This window comes from Shewanella sp. 6_MG-2023, from assembly GCF_030547195.1.
Taxonomy (GTDB): domain Bacteria; phylum Pseudomonadota; class Gammaproteobacteria; order Enterobacterales; family Shewanellaceae; genus Shewanella.
Window position 1 is genome coordinate 1 of sequence record NZ_JAUOQU010000038.1, and the last position, 20747, is coordinate 20747.

16 protein-coding genes and 1 pseudogene are annotated in these 20747 nt (G+C 42.4%); 11 read left to right on the forward strand and 6 right to left on the reverse strand.

Annotated elements, in window-relative coordinates; genetic code table 11:
• The 7 genes and pseudogenes from Q4533_RS17510 to Q4533_RS17540 all read left to right on the forward strand — a co-directional run.
• Positions 1-530, forward strand: a pseudogene (locus Q4533_RS17510) (hypothetical protein); the annotation flags it as partial.
• Positions 531-755: 225 nt separating this feature from the next.
• A complete protein-coding gene (locus Q4533_RS17515; RefSeq protein ID WP_102440083.1) occupies positions 756-1097 on the forward strand; it encodes a hypothetical protein in 342 nt (113 codons plus the stop codon).
• A gap of 66 nt (positions 1098-1163) precedes the next feature.
• Positions 1164-2675: a YdiU family protein gene (locus tag Q4533_RS17520; RefSeq protein WP_303503552.1), complete on the forward strand. Its 1512-nt coding sequence runs from the start codon at positions 1164-1166 to the stop codon at positions 2673-2675.
• Between the two features lie 47 nt (positions 2676-2722).
• On the forward strand, positions 2723-3046 hold the full coding sequence (locus tag Q4533_RS17525) for a DUF3630 family protein (RefSeq protein ID WP_102440081.1): 324 nt from the start codon (positions 2723-2725) through the stop codon (positions 3044-3046).
• A complete protein-coding gene (locus Q4533_RS17530; protein WP_303503554.1) occupies positions 3039-4151 on the forward strand; it encodes a serine/threonine protein kinase in 1113 nt (370 codons plus the stop codon). Before Q4533_RS17525 ends, Q4533_RS17530 begins: the two co-directional genes overlap by 8 nt.
• Positions 4152-4301: 150 nt before the next feature.
• Positions 4302-4916 (forward strand): thiol:disulfide interchange protein DsbA/DsbL, encoded by a 615-nt coding sequence (locus Q4533_RS17535; protein WP_102440079.1) that lies wholly within the window; start codon positions 4302-4304, stop codon positions 4914-4916.
• Between the two features lie 342 nt (positions 4917-5258).
• Complete coding sequence (locus Q4533_RS17540) at positions 5259-5471, forward strand: DUF1107 domain-containing protein (protein WP_102440077.1); 213 nt, start codon at positions 5259-5261, stop codon at positions 5469-5471.
• Here Q4533_RS17540 and zapB read toward each other — a convergent pair.
• Positions 5468-5668 carry a cell division protein ZapB gene (zapB, locus tag Q4533_RS17545; protein WP_055026159.1) on the reverse strand — a complete coding sequence of 67 codons (201 nt, stop codon included), beginning with the start codon at positions 5666-5668 and terminating at the stop codon, positions 5468-5470. The two genes, Q4533_RS17540 and zapB, sit on opposite strands and share 4 nt — an antisense overlap.
• 359 nt (positions 5669-6027) lie before the next feature.
• Between zapB and Q4533_RS17550 the strand changes: the two genes are divergently transcribed.
• On the forward strand, positions 6028-7119 hold the full coding sequence (locus Q4533_RS17550) for a branched-chain amino acid aminotransferase (RefSeq protein WP_102440076.1): 1092 nt from the start codon (positions 6028-6030) through the stop codon (positions 7117-7119).
• 104 nt (positions 7120-7223) lie between these two features.
• On the opposite strand, the gene Q4533_RS17555 is transcribed toward Q4533_RS17550, so the two are convergent.
• The 5 genes from Q4533_RS17555 to ilvY all read right to left on the reverse strand — a co-directional run bounded on the left by Q4533_RS17555 (position 7224) and on the right by ilvY (position 16540).
• Positions 7224-11681 carry an EAL domain-containing protein gene (locus Q4533_RS17555; protein ID WP_303503556.1) on the reverse strand — a complete coding sequence of 1486 codons (4458 nt, stop codon included), beginning with the start codon at positions 11679-11681 and terminating at the stop codon, positions 7224-7226.
• A 380-nt stretch (positions 11682-12061) separates the two neighbouring features.
• A complete protein-coding gene (locus Q4533_RS17560; RefSeq protein ID WP_102440074.1) occupies positions 12062-12988 on the reverse strand; it encodes an acyltransferase in 927 nt (308 codons plus the stop codon).
• Between the two features lie 15 nt (positions 12989-13003).
• A complete protein-coding gene (locus Q4533_RS17565; RefSeq protein WP_303503559.1) occupies positions 13004-13891 on the reverse strand; it encodes an acyltransferase in 888 nt (295 codons plus the stop codon).
• 131 nt (positions 13892-14022) lie between these two features.
• Positions 14023-15546: a YifB family Mg chelatase-like AAA ATPase gene (locus Q4533_RS17570; RefSeq protein ID WP_303503561.1), complete on the reverse strand. Its 1524-nt coding sequence runs from the start codon at positions 15544-15546 to the stop codon at positions 14023-14025.
• 121 nt (positions 15547-15667) lie between these two features.
• The gene (gene ilvY / locus Q4533_RS17575; protein WP_303503563.1) at positions 15668-16540 is read right to left on the reverse strand and encodes an HTH-type transcriptional activator IlvY; all 873 of its coding nucleotides are present in this window, start codon (positions 16538-16540) and stop codon (positions 15668-15670) included.
• Between the two features lie 213 nt (positions 16541-16753).
• On the opposite strand from ilvY, the gene ilvC reads away from it, so the two are divergent.
• The 3 genes from ilvC (at position 16754) to ilvM (ending at position 20745) form a co-directional block, all read left to right on the forward strand.
• Entirely contained in the window at positions 16754-18235 is a 1482-nt protein-coding gene (gene ilvC, locus Q4533_RS17580; RefSeq protein WP_102475781.1) for a ketol-acid reductoisomerase, read from the forward strand.
• Positions 18236-18778: 543 nt separating this feature from the next.
• Positions 18779-20452 (forward strand): acetolactate synthase 2 catalytic subunit, encoded by a 1674-nt coding sequence (gene ilvG, locus Q4533_RS17585; RefSeq protein WP_303503565.1) that lies wholly within the window; start codon positions 18779-18781, stop codon positions 20450-20452.
• Positions 20449-20745: an acetolactate synthase 2 small subunit gene (gene ilvM, locus Q4533_RS17590; protein ID WP_076541898.1), complete on the forward strand. Its 297-nt coding sequence runs from the start codon at positions 20449-20451 to the stop codon at positions 20743-20745. The genes ilvG and ilvM overlap by 4 nt, the downstream gene beginning before the upstream one ends.
• The last annotated feature ends 2 nt before the right edge of the window (positions 20746-20747 follow it).

The window sequence follows — 20747 nt, forward strand, 5'->3', positions numbered from 1 at the left end:
CCCACCCCCCCCCTCAGCGTGTCCCTGAGCCCGAGCCAGAGCCAGAGCCAGAGCCAGAGCCAGAGCCAGAGCCAGAGCCAGAGCCAGAGCCAGAGCCAGAGCCAGAGAATAAACCTATTACAGCGGCTTTACCTGCAACAGGTGCATGGGCAAGTGATGCATTTACGGCTTTAGTTTGCCAATATGATGCAAGTGCTGAACTACAGGCCCAGCATCTGAGTTTACTCAGTATTATTAGTCACAGTTACAAGTTACGTAAACAAGCTGATTACTGCCAATACGGCGCAGGTTTGACCCAGCGTTATCAGTTAGCTTATCAACAGTATCGCCAGCAAAACGCCACTGCTGCAGATGATAAAGGCATAGGCTTTATGCAATTATCAACCATGCTCAATGATACTAAGCAATTTGATAAAGCCATTGAAGTCTGTCAGCAGGCCATTGATTATCAATTAACAGATGGAACTGTTACCGGTTTTGAAGGTCGAATTAAGCGTATCGAGAAAGCAAAATCTAAAGCGAGTAATTAAGTGAATTGAATAAGACTAGGTAATTGGCTTTAACCATGATTTAGGTTATTAGGTTTTACCATGATCTAGTACAATGGCACTATCGTATGGAAAAGCGGACTTAGGTTCGCTTTTTTATTGCCCTAAAAGTGTTGAAACTGAATGTAGCTACTGGAATCCTGTAGCTAAATATTGAGATTAAAAGTGCAACTTAGGGTGAAAATAAGCATGCTTAAAGAGGTTTAAATGATGAATCGTAAAATGCGTAATACGCTGTTTTTATTCATGGCTATCATGGGGCTAACCGGCTGTATTCGTACCCCAGAATGGACACTGTTTTATTATGCGGATGAAGCCAAAGCGCCGCAGCAACCCATCAACGCCAAATTTATAGCAGGTTATTACGATACGCTTGAACAATGCCAAGCTAAAGCCAAGGGCATGCTGAGATTAAGCGGCAAAAACAGCCATCAACTGGATGCTAACCAGCTAGAGAATGCCACCGCAATACCGGTTGCCATTGATAAAGGCTATCAATGCAAACAGTTATGCCAAGTCAATGATGACAATGTCATTATCTGTCAATAAAACCTTGCCAGTAGTGAGTTATTAGCCTTCGCCATCAGGCTATTGTAGACCCAAGGAACAGGTTAAATGCAGTTTAAACAGGATTATTTTGAACAACTGGAAGGCTTTTATTCGCAGGTCTATCCATTGCCTATCAGTCAACCCCATTGGCTGGCTTGGAGTGATGACGCCGCCAAATTAATTGGCGCGCAAAGAGGCCAACTTAACGCCCAAGGTGATGATGAATTACTGCTGCAACTGTCAGGTAATCACGCTATGCCTGGGGCAAGTTACTATGCGCAAGTTTACAGTGGCCATCAATTTGGTGGTTATAGCCCACGATTAGGGGACGGGCGCTCAATTATTCTCGGCGAAGCGCAGGCAAACCCTAATGCTACAAGTAAAACAGCTAATAACGCGTCAGCTTGGGATGTGGCCTTAAAAGGGGCTGGGCCAACACCTTATTCTCGCAGTGGTGATGGTCGGGCGGTTATGCGTTCCGCGGTAAGGGAGTTTTTAGCATCCGAGGCCTTGGCGGCATTATCGATTCCGACCACCCGAGCATTAGCGGTGATTGGCTCTGACTTACCGGTATGGCGTGAATCACAAGCAACTGCGGCGATTACAGTGCGTTTAGCCAAAAGCCATATTCGTTTTGGTCACTTTGAGTATTTTTGCCATAGCGACCAAGGTGGTAAAGATAAACTAATTCAGTTACTAAACTTCACCATTAAGCAGCATTACCCGCATTTAACTCAAGATTATCAAGGCTATAAAGCCTGGTTTACCCAAGTAGTAAAAGATACTGCTATTTTAATCGGCCACTGGCAAGCGGTAGGCTTTGCTCATGGGGTACTTAATACTGATAACATGTCGATTCTTGGTGACAGCTTTGATTTTGGCCCATTTGCCTTTTTAGATACTTTTAAAGAAGACTTTATTTGTAATCACTCCGATCCCCAGGGCCGTTATGCCTTTGGTCAGCAACCTGGCATTGGCCTGTGGAACCTGCAACGTTTAGCCCAAGCATTAACGCCCGTCATTGAGTCAGATGATTTAGTGGCTGTGCTGAATACTTATCAAGCTGAGTTAGTGCAGCAATATTTACTGCTCATGCGCGCTAAAATGGGCTTGAGTGTCAGTGAGCAAACCACGGCGCAAGCCCAAGAGCAAGATAAAACCGACTTAGATCTCATTGGCCGATTTTGCCATGTGTTACAGCATAATTTATTGGACTATACCAATACTTTCAGGGCGTTTGGTCAGTTAGACATAACCAGTGTCCACGCCAATATTAGTGATGAGATAATCGATAGACCCAAATTTGACGACTGGTATAAAAGTTATCAGCAGCGGGTTGGAAAGGTTGATGATATTGACCAATGGCAAGCACAGCGTAATAGTGTGAATCCCAAGTATATTTTACGCAACTACTTAGCCCAAGAAGCCATAGTGGCGGTGGAAGAAGGCGACAATAGTAAATTGTTAGAGCTGCATACTCTGTTAACTCAGCCCTATGCTGAGCAACCAGAATTAGACCATTATGCCAATAGACCACCCCAATGGGGACAAGGCTTAATCATGTCTTGTAGTAGCTAGTCAGTCATAGTAACAAGGTATTTAAGCAACTTATTTAAAGGAACATCATGTTATTGCGTTCGGTGCAATTAGATAAAGCCTCGCTGAGCATTTTAATTTCAGCAGAAATAGATTTTGAGCAGTTTGAAGCGTTTGCTGAGCCCTTAGCCTTGGCAATGGATTGTGATATTCGCGATCGCTTATGGGGCGCAGATAGGCACCAATGGCAGCTTAATTTTGAAGGCAGTCAGCTGTGGCTTAACTATGAGTTTTACGGCGATATTTGTTGGATATCAACGGAAGTAGAAGCCGATCTTGAAGTGCTAGAATATTTAATCACCTTGCTACAACCGCTGATCACTGCCAATGCGGTAAAGGATACACATGAATAATGACAATGCTGACAACGACTATCTAGATAATGACGAAGATATCGATAGTCAGGAAAAGTCGGGTAATGTAATAGAACCGGAATCACATCTTAACGATTTCGCGCCAAAGGCTTGTGCTGACGAGGCTTGCTTTCATTATCAAGCCTTAACGCCTGATTTAATTCTCGATGCCATTGAGAGTGTTAACATCTATCCTGAAACGGGGTTGCTGGCGTTAAATAGTTACGAAAATCGGGTGTATCAATTTCGCTGCGATCGCGGTAATCGTTATGTGGTGAAGTTTTATCGCCCCCATCGCTGGAGTGATAATCAAATTCAAGAGGAGCATGATTACGCACTCGCGTTAGCTGCTGAAGATATCCCCATTGCAGTACCTGTGATTGTTGAGGGTAAAACCCTGCATGAATTTAAAGGTTATCGTTTTACATTATTTCCCTCTATTGGTGGCCGCGCATTTGAGGTGGATAACCTTGATCAACTTGAAGCAGTTGGTCGCTTTATTGGCCGGATACATCAATATGCTAGTAAAGAGAGCTTTCAATATCGTGAGCCCTTAAGCTGCCAAATTTTAGGGGATGATGCGCTGCAATATTTACAGCAGTCAGGGCAAGTGCCTGAGGCCATTAGTCAGCAGTTTTTCACTGTCACGCAGCAAGTGTTGGCCAAGGCCAAGTCTGTATTGGCGCAGCATCAATTTCCGACATTACGGCTTCATGGTGATTTGCATCCAGGCAATATTTTATGGACCCCAGATGGCCCAGGTTTTGTTGACTTAGATGATGCTCGCCAAGGCCCTGCGGTGCAAGATATTTGGATGATGCTCACTGGTGATAGAGCCCAACGGTTATTACAGCTAGATGTATTACTTGAAGGCTATGAGGAGTTTTGTGATTTTGACCACAAGCAACTTAAGCTGATTGAGCCGCTGCGGGCATTGAGAATGATCCATTACAATGCCTGGCTAACAAAACGCTGGCAAGATCCTGCTTTTCCAAGGAACTTTCCATGGTTTGGTGATATCAAATACTGGGAACAGCAAACATTAGCGTTTAAAGAGCAACTTTCAGCGCTGGATGAAGAGCCATTAAGCTTGATGAGTTTTTAATTGAGTAATTGGCAAACCATAACGTAGATTGTTACAAATGATCCTGATAAGGTCTTGAGCATAAGAGATAATCTACATTATTATAGATTTAGATAAATTAGCGTTAACTATGCTACGGCATAATTGAGATTGCATACTAAAGGAAACAAGATGAAAAAAGCATTATTAATGGCTGCAGCGTTACTATTAGCCCCAATGGCGGCAACCGCAGCAGACTATAAAGAAGGTGTGCACTACACTGTGATTAACGAAGGCCCAGCCACATCAAAGCCTGAAATTACTGAGTTTTTCTCATTCTTTTGCGGGCATTGTTACAACTTCTCAAAAACTGTAGTACCAAAAATTGAAGCGACCCTTCCAGAAGGTGTGGCTTTTAATCAGGCACACGTTGAGTTTATTGGCGCAGATATGGGCGTAGAAATGTCACGTGCTTTCGCTATTGCTCATCAGCTCAATGTTGAAAAGAAAGTTGAACCAGCTATTTTTGCTGCAATCCATGACAAAAAGCAACGCTTCACCAACTTAAATGATATCCGTATGGTGTTTATTGCTAACGGTGTTGACGGTAAAGATTTTGATGCAGCAGCTAAGTCTTTCATGGTGAATGCGCAAATGTCTAAAATGAAGCGTGATACTCAGAATGCAAAAATTTCTGGTGTGCCTTCGTTAGTGGTTAACGGTAAATACCGTGTTGAGACAGGTGCGATTAAGTCTTACGATGAGCTATTAGACATCGCTTATTACTTAGCGACAGCTGACAAGTAACATGAGGGTTTAACCTCCCACGTGACAAAAGGAGCCAATGGCTCCTTTTTTTGTATCTTTAATTTATTAGTGGCTGAAAAAGAGCAAAAAAAAACCGCATGTTTTAAAATTTGCATTTTAAAACAGTGCGGTGTTGAGCCAATTGGCTCGTTATTTACCCTGAGTAACGAAGTCACTTTACCAAGGTGTCAAAAAAATGGCAAGCGTCATTTTACTGGCTTGTTACGTTTTGTTTACATTGAGTTATTTTGAAGCGGAAAAAGATCGATTTTAATGAAACTCTTTTGCGGTTTTTTTGTCCAAATTTGAGTTGTAAAATGAAATATAGCCAAAGGAGTCTCCATGAGAAGGTTTCCGGTATATGCACCTAAACTCATCGTTAAACATGCGCGAATTTTTTTAACTGGGGTGATTTGGGTAAAAGACTTAGGGTGTTTAGAGTTTAGAAAGGGGCGTTTTTTAATGCCGAAAAAAAGCCTGCCAAAAGTAAAGCAGGCTGTTTCTGAGCTTAACCAAATGCTAGTAGCTCAGCATGTTGAAACTAACACAGTTTAGCTTTCGCTATTGAGTAAGCCGACAAGGCCATTCACTTTATCGTTCCAAGAGTTTAGGTCTTGTTGCAATTGCTGATTAGTCTCAGTCAATTGAGCATTCTTTTGCTTCTCTTCTTCAAGCTCCATTTTTAGTAGCTCTGCATTTTCAAGAGTTGCCTGGATTTTGGCTTCCAGTTGGGACAGTAATTCAAGGCTCATATCGGGAGTCCTAATAGTTTCTGGATGGAATGCTGATTCTAGCAGTGACTGGGGTTTAAGGAATAGCCAAATTCGTTAAGTGGTTAAAAAAAGAACGACTTTGGCTACTATTTTGTAAGCTTTATCCATCTGTCAGTGTGAGTGGCTTGTTTTAAGCTAAAAACCGCCACATCCTGTGCTTTTTCAGTGAAATGATAAAACTTTATTTGTTGCGGTTTACCATGCTTTAACGGCTAATTTTATGGTTTTAATTATTGTGAACTTCGATTGACGCTTAATTGTGCTCCACTTTATCCATTTGCTTGACATTACATCTGATGATTCATAGTCTGCTAGCATTGTTTTTAAGGTGGTAGCAAATGGACATCAAATATAATTTAAAAGCGGCATCGTCGCGTCGTACTGAGCAGTTTAAACCAGAAGGCAATGTAGGCTTTGGTAATCTCAGAACCGATCATATGTTTTTAATGGATTATCGAGATGGCCAGTGGTGTGACCCTCGCATTGAGCCTTATGCGCCGTTTGAAATGGCCCCGGGCGCCATTGCGCTTCATTATGGTCAGTCCATCTTTGAAGGTGCTAAAGCGTTTAAGCATGACGATGGTGAAATCTACACCTTTAGACTGGATAAGAATGCCCAACGTTTAAATACCTCTGCAGATATCTTATGTATTCCTAACCTTGCTGAAGACATTCAACTGCAAGCCATTAATGCGCTTATTGATGTCGATAGGCTGTGGTTTCCAATGCAAGATGGCGCATGTTTATATATTCGGCCTTTTATTTTTGCTACCGAAGATCGTTTATCAGTGAGCCCAAGCTTGAACTTTACTTTCTGCGTGATCTTAAGCCCAAGTGGTGCTTATTACGCTGATGGGGTGAATAAAGCGATTCGATTACTGATCAGTAAAAAATTCCACCGCGCGGTATCAGGCGGCACGGGGGCATCAAAAGCGGCCGGTAATTACGCAGCATCGTTAAGAGCGGGGCAAGCCGCTGCTGAATATGGCGCTGCCCAAGTGTTATATCTTGATGCGAACAACAAGCAGATTGAGGAAGTGGGCGCAATGAACCACTTCCATATCCTCAAAGATGGCACTGTAATTATCCCGACGTTTACTGACACTATCTTAAAGTCCATTACCTCGCAATCTATGCTAGAAATTGGCCATTTATTGGGATGTGAAGTGCGCCAAGAAACCATTATGCTGGACAAATTTATCGCAGATATCGAAGCCGGTGAAATTGTTGAAGCGGGCGGATTTGGTACTGCAGCCGTGGTATCGCCAGTGGGCTCGTACATCTTTGAAGATGGCCGTATTGTTACAGTTGGTGATGGTGAAGTTGGCCCTTGCATCAAGCGTATTTATCAAATATTTACCCAACTGCAAAAAGGTGAGCTTGAAGGACCTGAAGGCTGGGTTAAGCGTGTTGAGCGTGTCGCGCCATAGCTAAACTGAATAAATTCAGACAATAAAAAAGGCTCATTTGAGCCTTTTTTATTGCTTGGAGTATAGGGTTTAGCTGTGTCGATTTTTATTGAATCGCTTTAATGCTATGCTAGTTTTTCCTGCTGGTTATCTAATCTTAGCCTTGCTAAACAGTTCTCAGCAGTCAGTGGTTTACTGAGTAAAAAGCCCTGCACTTGATCGCAGCCTTCATGCTTTAAGAAGTCAAATTGCGCCTCAGTTTCAACGCCTTCTGCCACGACATTGAGTTCAAGGCTGTGGGCCAGAGTAATAATGGCGCTGGTAATAGCGGCATCATCAGGATCATCAATAATATCGCGGACAAATTCTCTATCAACTTTCAAGGTATCGATAGGGAAGCGCTTTAAGTAACTTAAACTTGAGTAACCAGTACCAAAGTCATCAATGGCAATGGTAAGGCCTAGGGCTTTTAGCTGGGCTAATACTGTGACTGAGTCTTGCGGATTACCCATGATCATCGACTCTGTCAGCTCTAACTCCAGAGCGCTGGCGGGTAACCCTGATACCGCAAGGGCCACTTCAATAGTGGAAATAATATCGGCTTTAAGTTGTCTTGCTGATAAGTTAACAGCCACAGAAATATGCTCAAAGCCTTGTTGATGCCATTCAGCTAATTGATTGCAGGCCTGATCAATGGCCCAATGGCCAATGCCGTTAATCATCCCGGTTTCTTCCGCTAACGGAATAAATTCCACTGGTGAGATAAATCCAAGGGTTTTACTTTCCCAGCGCAGTAGGGCTTCAACGCCAATAATCCGCTTGGTTTTAATGTCAAACTTGGGCTGATATACCAGATACATTTCATTATTTTGAATCGCCTGTTTAAGGCCTGCCTCAAGCTCTACATGACGGGTGGCATATTGGTTTAAATCTTCAGTGTAAAACTGGAAGTTATTACGCCCTAAAGATTTAGCATGGTACATGGCAGTATCTGCATATTTAATTAATGAGGTACTGTCGCTGGCATCATTAGGGTACAAACTAATGCCGATAGAAGGTGATACGGTAATATTTTTATCATCCAATAAGAACGGACTCTTAAAGGCGTTTAATACTTTTTCTGCCACAACAGCAGCAGATTTTATTTTGCTGAGCCCTTCAAGAATAATGGTAAATTCATCGCCACCGAGACGAGCAACAGTATCGCCATCGCGCACCGAGTTTTGCAATCGAATCGCCACCGCTTTTAATAATAAATCCCCCACATGATGACCCATGGAGTCATTAATGTGCTTAAAGCGGTCTAAATCCAAAAAGAATAACGCCACAATGTCTTTTGAACGATGGGCTTTGGTTATGGCTTGATTAAGCCTATCTTGGAATAAAGTCCGGTTTGGTAACCCTGTTAGTGGATCGAAATTGGCTAATATGCGTAAATCTTCTTCGGCCTTTTTACGGGAAGTGATATCAGTAAATACCGCAACAAAGTGGCTAGTCTCACCTTTGTTGTCGATAACCTGATTGATCTCCAGCCATGCCAGAATGCTTTTTTTATTTTTAGTGCGGATATTAATCTCACCCGCCCAATGTTTTTTTCGTAACAGCTGTAATTCAACGTTATGATAAAAGGATCGAGACTGTTTACCATAAGCTAAATACAGGAAGTGTTTACCTACAATGGCTTTATGGTCAAAGCCGGTAATACGGCTAAACGCGGGGTTGACCGTGCGAATACGGTAATCCAGTTCGCCAACCACTACGGCTTCATTCATGCTGTGTAACACTTGGCTAGAAAGTTTTAACTCATTTTCAGTTTCTTTTCTGACGGTGATATCTTTATGAGTTCCCGCCATGCGAACCGGTTTATCTTGTTGATCCCACTCAACGACTTTGCCGCGATCCATTAACCATATCCATTTACCTGGCTGCTTCTCTACTCGGTATTCTGCCTCAAAAAATTCTGCTTTCCCGGCTAAATGGTCATTTAGCTGTTGAGTCACGCGGGCTTTATCTTCTGGGTGGATATGAGTGATCAGTGCTTGATCGTCATCTGCTACTACCCGTTGTGAGGGCACGGTATTGGTGCGGTAAACTTTATTGTCGCGGATATTCCAGTCCCACATACCGTCGCCAGAAGCCCATAATGCTAGCTTTAAACGTTCTTCTGAAGCGCGGATACTGATTTCAAACTCACGTTGTTTTTCACGCTTTAATTGCTTTAGGTATATGAAAAACGTCATTAGCAACATCATCGCAATGCCATAAACTACGTAAGCGCCTTTACTTAGGTAAAAGGGCGGCACCACAGTAAATTTGATGCTAAAAGGCGGCTCTGTATAGGGATTATCCTCGAGGGTAAAACGCACTAATAGTTCAAATTCTTTGGGGGGTAAGTTGCTAAAGCTGATCTCATTTAATTGATTTAACTCAACCCAATCGTCATTTTGGCCGACTAACTTGTAACTTAACTGCTGTAATCCTGGGTAGTCAAAATTGAGTGCACTGACAGTAAAACTAATGGTTTTATCAGAGAAGGGCATTTGTAATGCTGGCGGCTGTTGCAAATTTAATAATGGAAAATGCTGCTGCCCCAAATGATAACTGGTTAAGGCTATTTTAGTGTGAGGTCTTTTAGCTGGTACCAATAGTGGATTAAATTGATTTATGCCATTAACGCCGCCAAACCACAGCTGGCCATCAGTATCGTTAAATTTAACCCCGCCGTTAAACTCCGCAGCTTGCACTCCATCAAATGGGTTGAAGAACATATACTCTAAACTAGTCGATACTCTGGCGATACCAGAATTGGTACTAAGCCACAGGTTTTGAGCATCGTCTTCTAACATGGCATAAACCGTGTGCTGCTTTAACGGTTCACTTAAGGGCTCAAATTGCAGTTGGTTATTAGTGGTTTCGATAACTTTATCGACGCCGCTATGGGTTGCCATTAATAAGTCACCAGCGGCAGTGACAATAAAATCTCGAATACGATTATCACTGAGTGTGCTAGTGTCGGCTGCTTGGCGACTTTTGAGAATGAGTTCTTGTGTGTCAGGTTTTAGTCTGACTAAGCCTGCCATTGTGCCGAGCCACAGGCTGTTGTTATGGTAAGTAAGGGACAATATTGGGCGCTTACTGGGGGCAAATTCAGTCTGAAAATCAAAATTGTATTGATGAATAACCTCTTCACCTGGCAATACAAAATATAAGCCGTAGTTACTAGCAATCCAAAGTCGGCCGCTATCATCTTGAGCAAATTTACGGATCAGCAGCGAGTCTGAAGCGCTATTATCAGCTAAAGGCACAAATGACAGCTGCTGATCTGGCGTTAATTGTGCCAGCCCGTGATTAGTACCAAACCACAGATTACCGTCTTGGGTTTGGGTGATGGCATGTACAGTTAACGGGTACTCTGCTTCATGTACATTAAGGGCCTGAGCAAATAGGTCGTTGTAGTAATAAAAACTACCTTGCTGCTCATCAAATAGTTTTAAGCCTGCGCTTTCAGTGCCAATCCATAAACGCTGCTGATCATCACGAAAAATCGCCCGGATCATATTGGCCATTTTAGGCTTGCTAGGATGGAGTTCGTAAATATGGTTAAAATACACTTGATTGAGGTTAAGCTTATTAATTCCTGAGTAGCGAGTGCCTAACCATAGGTTACCGTCTTCTGCGAGCATGATGCTTTGTAGATTGTCTTCGCTAATAGATTGGCGACTATTGGGATCGTATTTATGGATGCGGCTGCGCCATGTATCACCAATTAAATCCAATTGAATTAACCCAGCGTTTGCGCCAATGGCCCATATTTGTTTATCACCATTGATGACAAAGTCTTTTATTTGATTGTATTTTTTAGTTTGGTTATTGATCCAAATTGTGGTTTGTTCGCCGCTAATCAGATCGTAGCTGATCAGTCGATTGCTAATCGCTAACCACACTGCGCTTTTATCATGACTGGTTTTTATACTATTGACCCGCAGGTTGGGTGGGATATCTAAGCGGATAATGTTGTTGCTATCAATGGCGTAAGTGCCACTGGCTTGGGTGCCAACAAAAATATATTTGTCATCGATATTGGCGATACTGGTGATATGAGGATCGATAGCATTATTTAAGCTTATTTTTGCTATTTTATTGGTATGCAGTGATAGGGTGAATAAACCTGATTGAGTCCCTATCCACAAACTATTATCAATTAACGTGAGTTTAGTTAGCTTTAAGTCTGTTAACCCTTGGGCACTCCCCAAATGAGTAAACTCACCATTACTGAGGTTTAAACGGCTGAGTCCTTGGGAAAAGGTTGCCACCCATAAGTCACTATCAGATGATTGCAATATATCGGTAATGTAATTGCCGGCAATACTGGTGGGATTATTACTGTCGTTAACAAACACATCAAATTGAATGCCGTTATAACTGTGTAAGCCATCTTGAGTGCCAACCCATAACATGCCTGAGCTATCTTTGAACAGTTTAGTGACAGAGTTTTGATTTAAGTCGTTAGAGGCTTCAAATTGTTCAAACGCTAACAGGTGATTGTCATTAAGTGGGCTAATTGCATAGACGGAAGCTGACATTGAGGTGAAGAGCACCAAAATGCATAAGCATGTTTTCAAGGCTAAGGAAAAACGTAAATTCAATCTGCACCTGTAATAATTATAATGGGTAAAGAATGATGCCAAATTGCACATTGTTAATTAATATCTAATTTATAAACATGCTTACAACAGGGCGTACCGCTAGTTTATTTGTATATGTTGCCAGCGATTTAAAGTTTTTATTGTTGAATTATAACCATATTACGCGAGTAATATAGTTTTTTTCAAATTACATTTAAGTTTGCTGATTTTATGCTTGTTGAGAAACTGTTGTTGGCTTAACTGTTTTGATGAAGCTTGTTGGTTTAAAAACAAAAAACACGCAATTAAGCGTGTTTTTAGGCTGATTTTAAACAGTACTATTTGGGCGTAGATGTGTCATTAAGGTATTTTTTATAAATACCATCTAACTGCTGATCCTTCTCGAACCAAACTTGGTTTAACCAGCGCTGAAATTCAACTCGGGTTTCAGGATTAGAGAAATAATCTTCAGCATCCACTTTAGGTACTGGCATTTGCTCAATTCTGACCACAATTTTTTTAACACGCCCAGACATGACCTCATACAAAGCGCCTTTCTCTGTGTCAGCATCAGGATAAGCTAAGGTCATGTTAAGTAACCCAGTAAATTGCTCGCCCATTGCCGAAAGGGTAAAGGCAATGCCGCCAGCCTTTGGCCTTAACAAATGTTTATAAGGCGACTGTTGGCGCTTGTGTTTATCTGCAGTAAAACGGCTGCCTTCCACATAATTAATAATTGATGTTGGGAAATGCTTAAATTTTTCACATGCCTTGCGGGTGGTTTGTAAATCTTTACCCTTAAGTTTTGGATTCTTCTTGAGCTTAGCAGGGCTAGTTCGGTTCATGAACGGCATATCTAATGCCCAGCAGCCTAAACCCAGAAAGGGCACAAAGATTAGCTCTTTTTTAAGGAAAAACTTCAACATAGGAATATGGTTACGCAAGATATAGGTTTGCGCTGCAATATCAAAGCCACTGACATGGTTACTGATCAACAAATACCAGCCGCGTTCATCCAGGCCTTCAAGCCCCTCAATATCCCACTCTATTTTAGCAATGAGAAATAAAATACCGCCATTACAGCTTGCCCATGCCCACATAAAGCGGTTCATTAAGCGAGTAAGTGCGTTTCTTGCTGCAACTACAGGAACGACCAGCTTAATGACGCCACCAATACTAATGAGACCTGCCCATAGTGTGGTATTGATGATCAATAAACTGCTACTAATAAAAAAGATGACTGGACCTGGTAAAAAACCTAGCATGTAGCTAAATACCTCTTATTTGTTTTCTTCAGCCATAATGCTGATTTTTTTATCTTTTTCTTGCCAAAGTTGATTTAACTGAGACTGAAAATCAATTTTAAACTGCCTATCATTACTATAGTCACCTTTTAAGGTCGCTGGGATATCAGAGATGTGAATATCGACATAAACCTCAGTTAACTCGCCGCAAATATACTCCCAGTAGCTTGGCACTTTATTAGGGTAGTAAATGGTGACATTAACTAACTTGTTGATGTGTTCACCCATAGCATCTAAAGCAAAGGCCATTCCACCGGCTTTGGGCTTCAGCAAGTGCTGAAAAGGCGAAGCTTGCTTTTGGTGTTTTTGCGGATGAAAACGGGTGCCTTCAACGAAATTCATCACGCTGACAGGCTTATGCTTAAATTTGTTGCACGACTTACGGGTAATCTCAATGTCTTTACCTTTAAGTTTTGGGTTCTTTTTCAATTGTGCTGTCGAATAACGACGCATAAAGGGAAAGTCTAACGCCCACCAAGCAAGCCCTAATATGGGAACAAATATGAGCTCTTGTTTTAAAAAAAACTTTAAAAATGGGATCTTACGATTAAAAACACGCTGAAGTACTAAAATATCGACCCATGACTGGTGGTTAGCTATAACCATGTACCATTCTTTTTCAGAAAACTGATCATCACCGCTTAGTTTTATGGTAACGGGATGAAAAATGGCTTCGATAACACCATTAACACTGATCCACGCACTGGCACAGTTATCTAAAATATAACTGCAAATTTTGCGAATAACATTAATAGGTAATAGTTTGAAAATACTGAAAATTAGTATGGGTGTAACCCAAACGACAGTATTTATTACATAGCAAATAAATGCTATTGAACCTTTAATTTTTGCTAACAGCGGCATCTAGCTCTCCTGTAAATGGAGGCTTATGTTACTCCGTGATAGCCTTGGGCTCAATCTGTTGGACAATAATATCCAATGTTTTGTTGTTTTATTACACTTAATTCAATATGTAACGACAACAGTGAATCATTTTAGTATTGCTGGCTTAATCTATTCATTAACCTATCCATGGCTCTATAACCCAAAGCCTGAGCAATGTGTCTTCTTTCTGTTGTATTGGATTGTTGTAAATCAGCAATGGTTCTAGAGACCCGTTGGATTCGATGGAAACTTCTCACTGATAGTCCTAATTTTTGAATGCTTTGCTCAAGAAACTCTAAATCACTTTGGCTCATGGCTAAATGTTGCTTTAGCAGTGCTGGTGATAATTCACAATTAATGACTCCGGCGCGGCTAAGTTGTTTTTCCCGCGCTAGCTGCACTCGCTTAGCAATGGATTGGCTACTTTCGCCTATTTCTTGGGTTTGAGTTAAGGTGCCTGCAGGCAGTTTAGGGACTTCTATCGTGAGATCGAATCTATCTAAAAATGGACCTGATAAACGGGATAAGTAACGTTGAATTTGGTCTGGCGTTGCGCGAGAGTTTTCAACATCACCGCAAGGGCTGGGATTCATCGCCGCAATTAATTGAAAGCGACTAGAAAAGGTTACTTTAGCTGCAGCCCGTGAAATGACCACTTCACCAGACTCCATTGGCTCACGCAGGCAATCTAATACTTTACGCGGGAACTCCGCAATTTCATCAAGAAATAAAATGCCTCTATGGGCTAAGGATATTTCCCCAGGTTTTGGCACGCTGCCTCCGCCCACTAAGGATATTGATGAACACGTATGATGTGGCGCTCGAAAAGGCCGCTCTAAAAAGGCTTGGGGTTTAATATTAAGTCCTGCAACCGAATGAATCGCAGCAACATCAATGGCCTCTTCATAGGTAAGCTTGGGCAGTAGCGGGATTATCCGATTGGCCAGCATACTTTTACCTGTACCGGGCGGACCAATAAATAGGGTGTTGTGACCACCTGCCGCTGCGATTTCCAGCCCTTGCTTAGCTTGGTATTGACCAATCACTTCGCTGAGGCAGAGTGCGTTTTCTGCTAAAGGTTCTTCAAACCATTCCAATTGCTGATCAACCAGTGGTAATTTTGCTTGGCCGTGCATAAAGGCTGCGAGGTTTTGCAAGTGAGCGACTAAGTGGGTTTGCGGGTAACCCACTAACTCTGCTTCATGGCGGTTATCTAAAGGGATGAATAATTCATGCTGTTGATTTTTAGCGGCAATAATAGCGGGCAGAATACCAATGCAGGGCCTTACTTGTCCTGACAAGGCTAGCTCACCAATAAACTCACATTGGGCTAACTGGGTATTAGGAATTTGCCCCGAGGCGGCCAAAATACCAATGGCGATAGGCAAATCATAACGGCCACCTTGCTTGGGTAAATCAGCTGGAGCCAAATTGACCGTTATTCGCTGCATGGGGAATTCAAAACCAGCGTTTATTAAGGCACTACGAACTCGCTCTCTGGCTTCTTTTACTGAGGTTTCAGGTAACCCCACTAAATTAAACGCAGGCAAACCATTACTAAGATGTACTTCGACAGTGACTTTAGGCGCTTCTACGCCGCAACAAGCGCGGGTGTTTACACAGGCAATAGCCATTAACAAATCCTTTTGTTTTGTGTGCTGGAATTTAGTAACTATTTAGTTAGTTTTTAAGCTTTCTAAGTGTAGCAGCTAAAATCAACAGTGCGATTTTAGCTGCTGTTGTTATTTGAGAGGCTTAAATCACTTCAAGAAAAGCTTTTAAAATAGGCTCTTGAGTGCGTTTTTCTTTGCAGCAACAACCTAATTGAAATGGGGCGATATCTTGTGGTGATTCAAGCCGCTGTAAGCGTTCTCGCACTGGGCTATTTTCGACTACCACATCAGGACTAATACTGACGCCACAGCCCAAGGCCACCATGGAGGTTATGGCTTCTTGCCCCGAGACTTGCGCATAAATATTGGGCTTGAAGCCCATGGCTTTAAACCAATTATCAGCGCGGCGTCTGCCAGGCCCATGGTCGGGGACAATAAAAGGCAGCTGCGCCCAGTCTATGGGTTGTTGCTTAATCATGCTTTGGGCTTGGCATTTTATGGTGGGTGCATATAGATGCAGCGGCACTTGGCCTATTTCTTCAAAATGTAAGCTTGAAGGTAATGAATCAGGTAAAGCTATAATGGCGATATCGGCGCGGTTATGTTGGATCTCTGCTACTGCATTGGCCGCATCCCCCGTGTTCAAGGTAATTTCCACATGAGGGTGCTCACGTCTAAAGCGGTCAAGCAATGCAGGTAGGTGACTGTATGCGGCAGTGACTGAGCAATATAAGTTGATACGACCGTGAAGTAAGGGCTGCTCGGGGTCAATGCGGCTTTTCAAACTTAACCACTCAGCTAAGGTGTGTTCGGCAAATTGCTTAAATTCATTGCCCGCATGGGTAATGCTGACACTGCGATTGTCCCGCTCAAACAATTTACAACCCACTTCTTCTTCAAGGCGCTGCAATGCGCGGCTTAATGTTGACGGGCTCACATGGGTTTGCTGGGCTGTTTTGCCAAAATGCAGGCTGTCGCATAAGTGTAAATACAGTTTTAATGCACGAATATCCATGTTGTAGCCTTAATAAAATCAGTGTCTTGAAATCAATTTGTTCAGATATGCGGGATATATCAATAACGTTGCAAAAAGTGAAACGTAGTGTGCCGAATATATCATTTTGAGCAATCATGAGCTTACGCTATAGTGATCTCAATCACAACTTCTGGATAGTTTGGCTGCCAGAATGGAGTGTCTCAAATTTCTGAATTAAAGGTGGTATCTCAGATGGCTAACTATTTTAACTCTCTGAATTTACGTCAACAATTAGCTCAATTAGCACAATGCCGCTTTATGGATCGTACTGAGTTTAGCGACGGTTGTAGTTTTATTAAAGATTGGAATATCGTGATCTTAGGTTGTGGGGCACAAGGCCTAAACCAAGGTCTGAATATGCGTGACTCAGGCTTGAATATCTCTTTTGCATTACGTCCGCAAGCGATTGCTGAGAAACGTGCATCATGGAAGCAAGCAACTGATAACGGTTTTAAAGTAGGCACTTTCGAAGAGCTTGTTCCTGCTGCAGATTTAGTGCTTAACCTAACACCTGATAAACAGCATTCAAATGTTGTTAATGCAGTAATGCCATTGATGAAAGAAGGTGCCACATTATCTTACTCTCACGGTTTTAATATCGTTGAAGAAGGTATGCAGATTCGTTCTGATATCACTGTTGTTATGGTTGCGCCTAAGTGTCCAGGTACTGAAGTACGTGAAGAATACAAACGCGGTTTTGGTGTCCCAACACTGATTGCGGTTCACCCTGAAAATGACCCGAAAGGTGATGGCCTTGCCATTGCTAAAGCTTATGCAAGTGCAACTGGTGGCGACCGAGCGGGTGTTTTATTGTCATCATTCATTGCAGAAGTTAAGTCTGACTTAATGGGCGAGCAAACAATCCTTTGTGGCATGTTGCAAACCGGCGCCATTCTTGGTTATGAAAAAATGGTCGCTGATGGTGTTGAGCCAGGTTATGCAAGTAAGTTAATTCAGCAAGGATGGGAAACTGTCACTGAAGCACTTAAGCATGGCGGCATCACTAACATGATGGATCGTTTATCAAACCCTGCCAAAGTGAAGGCGTTTGAAGTTGCTGAAGAGTTGAAAGAAATTCTTCAACCATTATTTGAAAAGCACATGGATGACATTATTAGTGGTGAGTTCTCTCGCACTATGATGGCAGATTGGGCCAATGACGATGCAAACTTACTTCGTTGGAGAGCAGAAACCAACGAAACAGCATTCGAAAATTCACCAGTATCAGATGAACACATCGATGAGCAAACGTATTTTGACCAAGGTATCTTCTTAGTTGCCATGATCAAAGCCGGTGTAGAGCTAGCGTTCGATACCATGGTTGCAGCAGGTATTATTGAAGAGTCAGCTTATTACGAATCACTACATGAAACGCCATTGATTGCTAACACCATTGCACGCAAACGTTTATATGAAATGAACGTAGTTATTTCAGATACTGCTGAATACGGTTGTTACTTGTTTAACCATGCAGCAGTGCCGCTATTACGTGACTACGTAAAAGCAATGTCACCAGAGTTATTAGGTGCTGGTTTAGCTGCGGGTTCAAATAGCGTTGATAACAAGCGCTTAATTGAAGTGAATGAAGCGATTCGTCATACCGATGTTGAGTTTATCGGTGCAGAATTACGCGGTTACATGACTGATATGAAAGGTATTGTTGAAGCTAACTAATTTTTGTTGATTGTGTTGTGAAGTACCTGTTCAGCTACGTTTTCGGGCAGGCATCAAACTTTTGTAAAGTTAAAACTTTCATAAAGTAGAAACAATCAATCAAAAGCTTAGGCTGGTTATCACGGATTTGTGTTGACCATCATAGCTTTAGATTTTGTTGTTGTTTGCATTGTCTCGGCAGGGAAGCTGAATTTTTTTTGACAACACAATTTTATGTTGTGTTTATAAATCGCTTTATGGTACTCCTATAAAGGATGAATTATAAACAGTCTGGCAAAGTGCGAGACCTTATAGCAACATTAACAAATATTTTTTAAGACATTTTTAGGATTCAGTCATTTATGTTTAACCAAGCTGCCCAGCTCATTATTGTGATTATTACCGTCGTGATTATTAAATCACCGCGGGGGTGGAGTTTGGCAAAAAGACTGAGTTAGAAAGTCAACATTTGCAAAAACCCCCGCTCCGAAAGGAACGGGGGTTTTTTAGTTTTAGGGCTGCAAATACTGGGCACATTAACAATACAGAGCGTGAGAGATGCATATGGAATCAGGGCAAAAAATGAGAGGCGCGGACGCAGTCATTAAAGTATTGGCCGCACATGGTGCAACCACAGTATTTGGTTACCCAGGTGGCGCTATTATGCCAATTTATGATGCTCTGTATGGTAGCCCTGTTACCCACCTGCTGAGTCGCCATGAGCAAGGCGCTGCATTTGCCGCTGTGGGTTATGCTAGAGCCAGCGGTAAAACGGGAGTCTGTTTTGCCACATCAGGCCCAGGTGCGACTAATTTAATCACCTCGCTTGCTGATGCATTACTGGATTCTGTGCCTTTGGTGGCGATTACAGGCCAAGTTTCAACGGCAGTGATTGGCACCGATGCTTTTCAAGAAATTGATGTTCTTGGTATGTCATTATCGTGCACCAAACACAGCTTTATGGTGACGGATATCAATGAGCTTATCCCGACGCTTTATAAAGCCTTTGAAATTGCCGCATCTGGCAGACCCGGCCCTGTGTTAGTTGATATTCCCAAAGATATCCAAATAGCTGAGCTTGAATACAAAACTCCAATACTCAGCTTTACTGAAGAACCCGCAGCTGAGCTAAGCGCGATAGATGCTGCTAAAGCTTTAATACAACAAGCTAAAAAGCCTATTTTGTATGTTGGCGGCGGGGTAGGTATGGCGGGAGCAGTTGATCATTTACGTCAATTTATCAATGAAACGGGTATGCCTTCAGTGGCGACCTTAAAAGGTCTTGGCAGTATTGAACATGGCTGCAAAGGTTACTTAGGTATGCTCGGTATGCATGGTGGTAAAGCGGCAAACTTAGCCGTGCAAGCCTGTGATTTATTGATTGTCGTTGGCGCAAGATTTGATGATCGGGTCACCGGGCGATTAGCCACCTTCGCTCAAGATGCCAAAGTGCTGCACCTTGATATCGATATCGCAGAAATCAATAAGCTCCGCCAAGCTGATGTATCTATTTCAGCAGATTTAAGACAGGTATTACCCGCGTTATCGATGTCGCTTTCATTAGCGCCATGGCAGCAAGAAATTGAAGATTTATTTCAGCAACACCAATGGGATTATCAACATCCGGGTGAATTGATTTATGCTCCAGCAATGTTACGTCGACTAGCAAACAAATTACCAGAAGACAGTGTTGTCAGCTGCGATGTGGGCCAACACCAAATGTGGGTGGCACAGCATATGTGGTTTCGCCGTCCTGAAGATCATTTATCCAGTGCAGGTCTTGGCACTATGGGCTTTGGTTTACCCGCGGCTATTGGCGCACAAGTGGCGCGTCCAAATGCCACAGTGGTGACGGTATCTGGTGATGGTTCATTTATGATGAACGTTCAAGAGCTCACCACAATTAAGCGCCGCAAATTGCCGGTAAAAATTTTACTGATTGATAATCAAAAATTGGGCATGGTTAAGCAGTGGCAACAACTGTTTTTTGAACAACGTTATAGCGAAACCGATTTATCAGATAACCCAGACTTTGTGTTAATGGCGTCGGCTTTTGATATTCCTGGCAGAACTATTCATCACGCCGATCAAGTCGAAGCCGCACTCGATGAAATGTTAAGTACCCCAGGACCTTTTATGCTGCATGTGTCCATTGATGATGCGTTTAACGTGTGGCCATTGGTTCCGCCAGGGGCATGTAATAGCGACATGATGGATCAAATGGAGAAACAAACATGATGCATTCAGTTGAATTAACCTTACACAACCAACCAGAAGTGCTGGAGCGAGTGCTAAGAGTGACTCGTCATCGGGGCTTTAGCATTATCAATATGAATATGCAGCTCAACGAAGCAGGTACCGTCACGCTGCATTTTGATGTCAAAAGTGAGCGAGTGATTGAATTGCTTACCCATCAATTAAATAAACTCATTGATGTCATCGATTGCCAAGCAGTGACTGTGCCTGCCGCTATCGATGTTAATACACCAATATTCGCAGCAGCTAGTCAAAAGACGACCGCGCAAGCATAAAC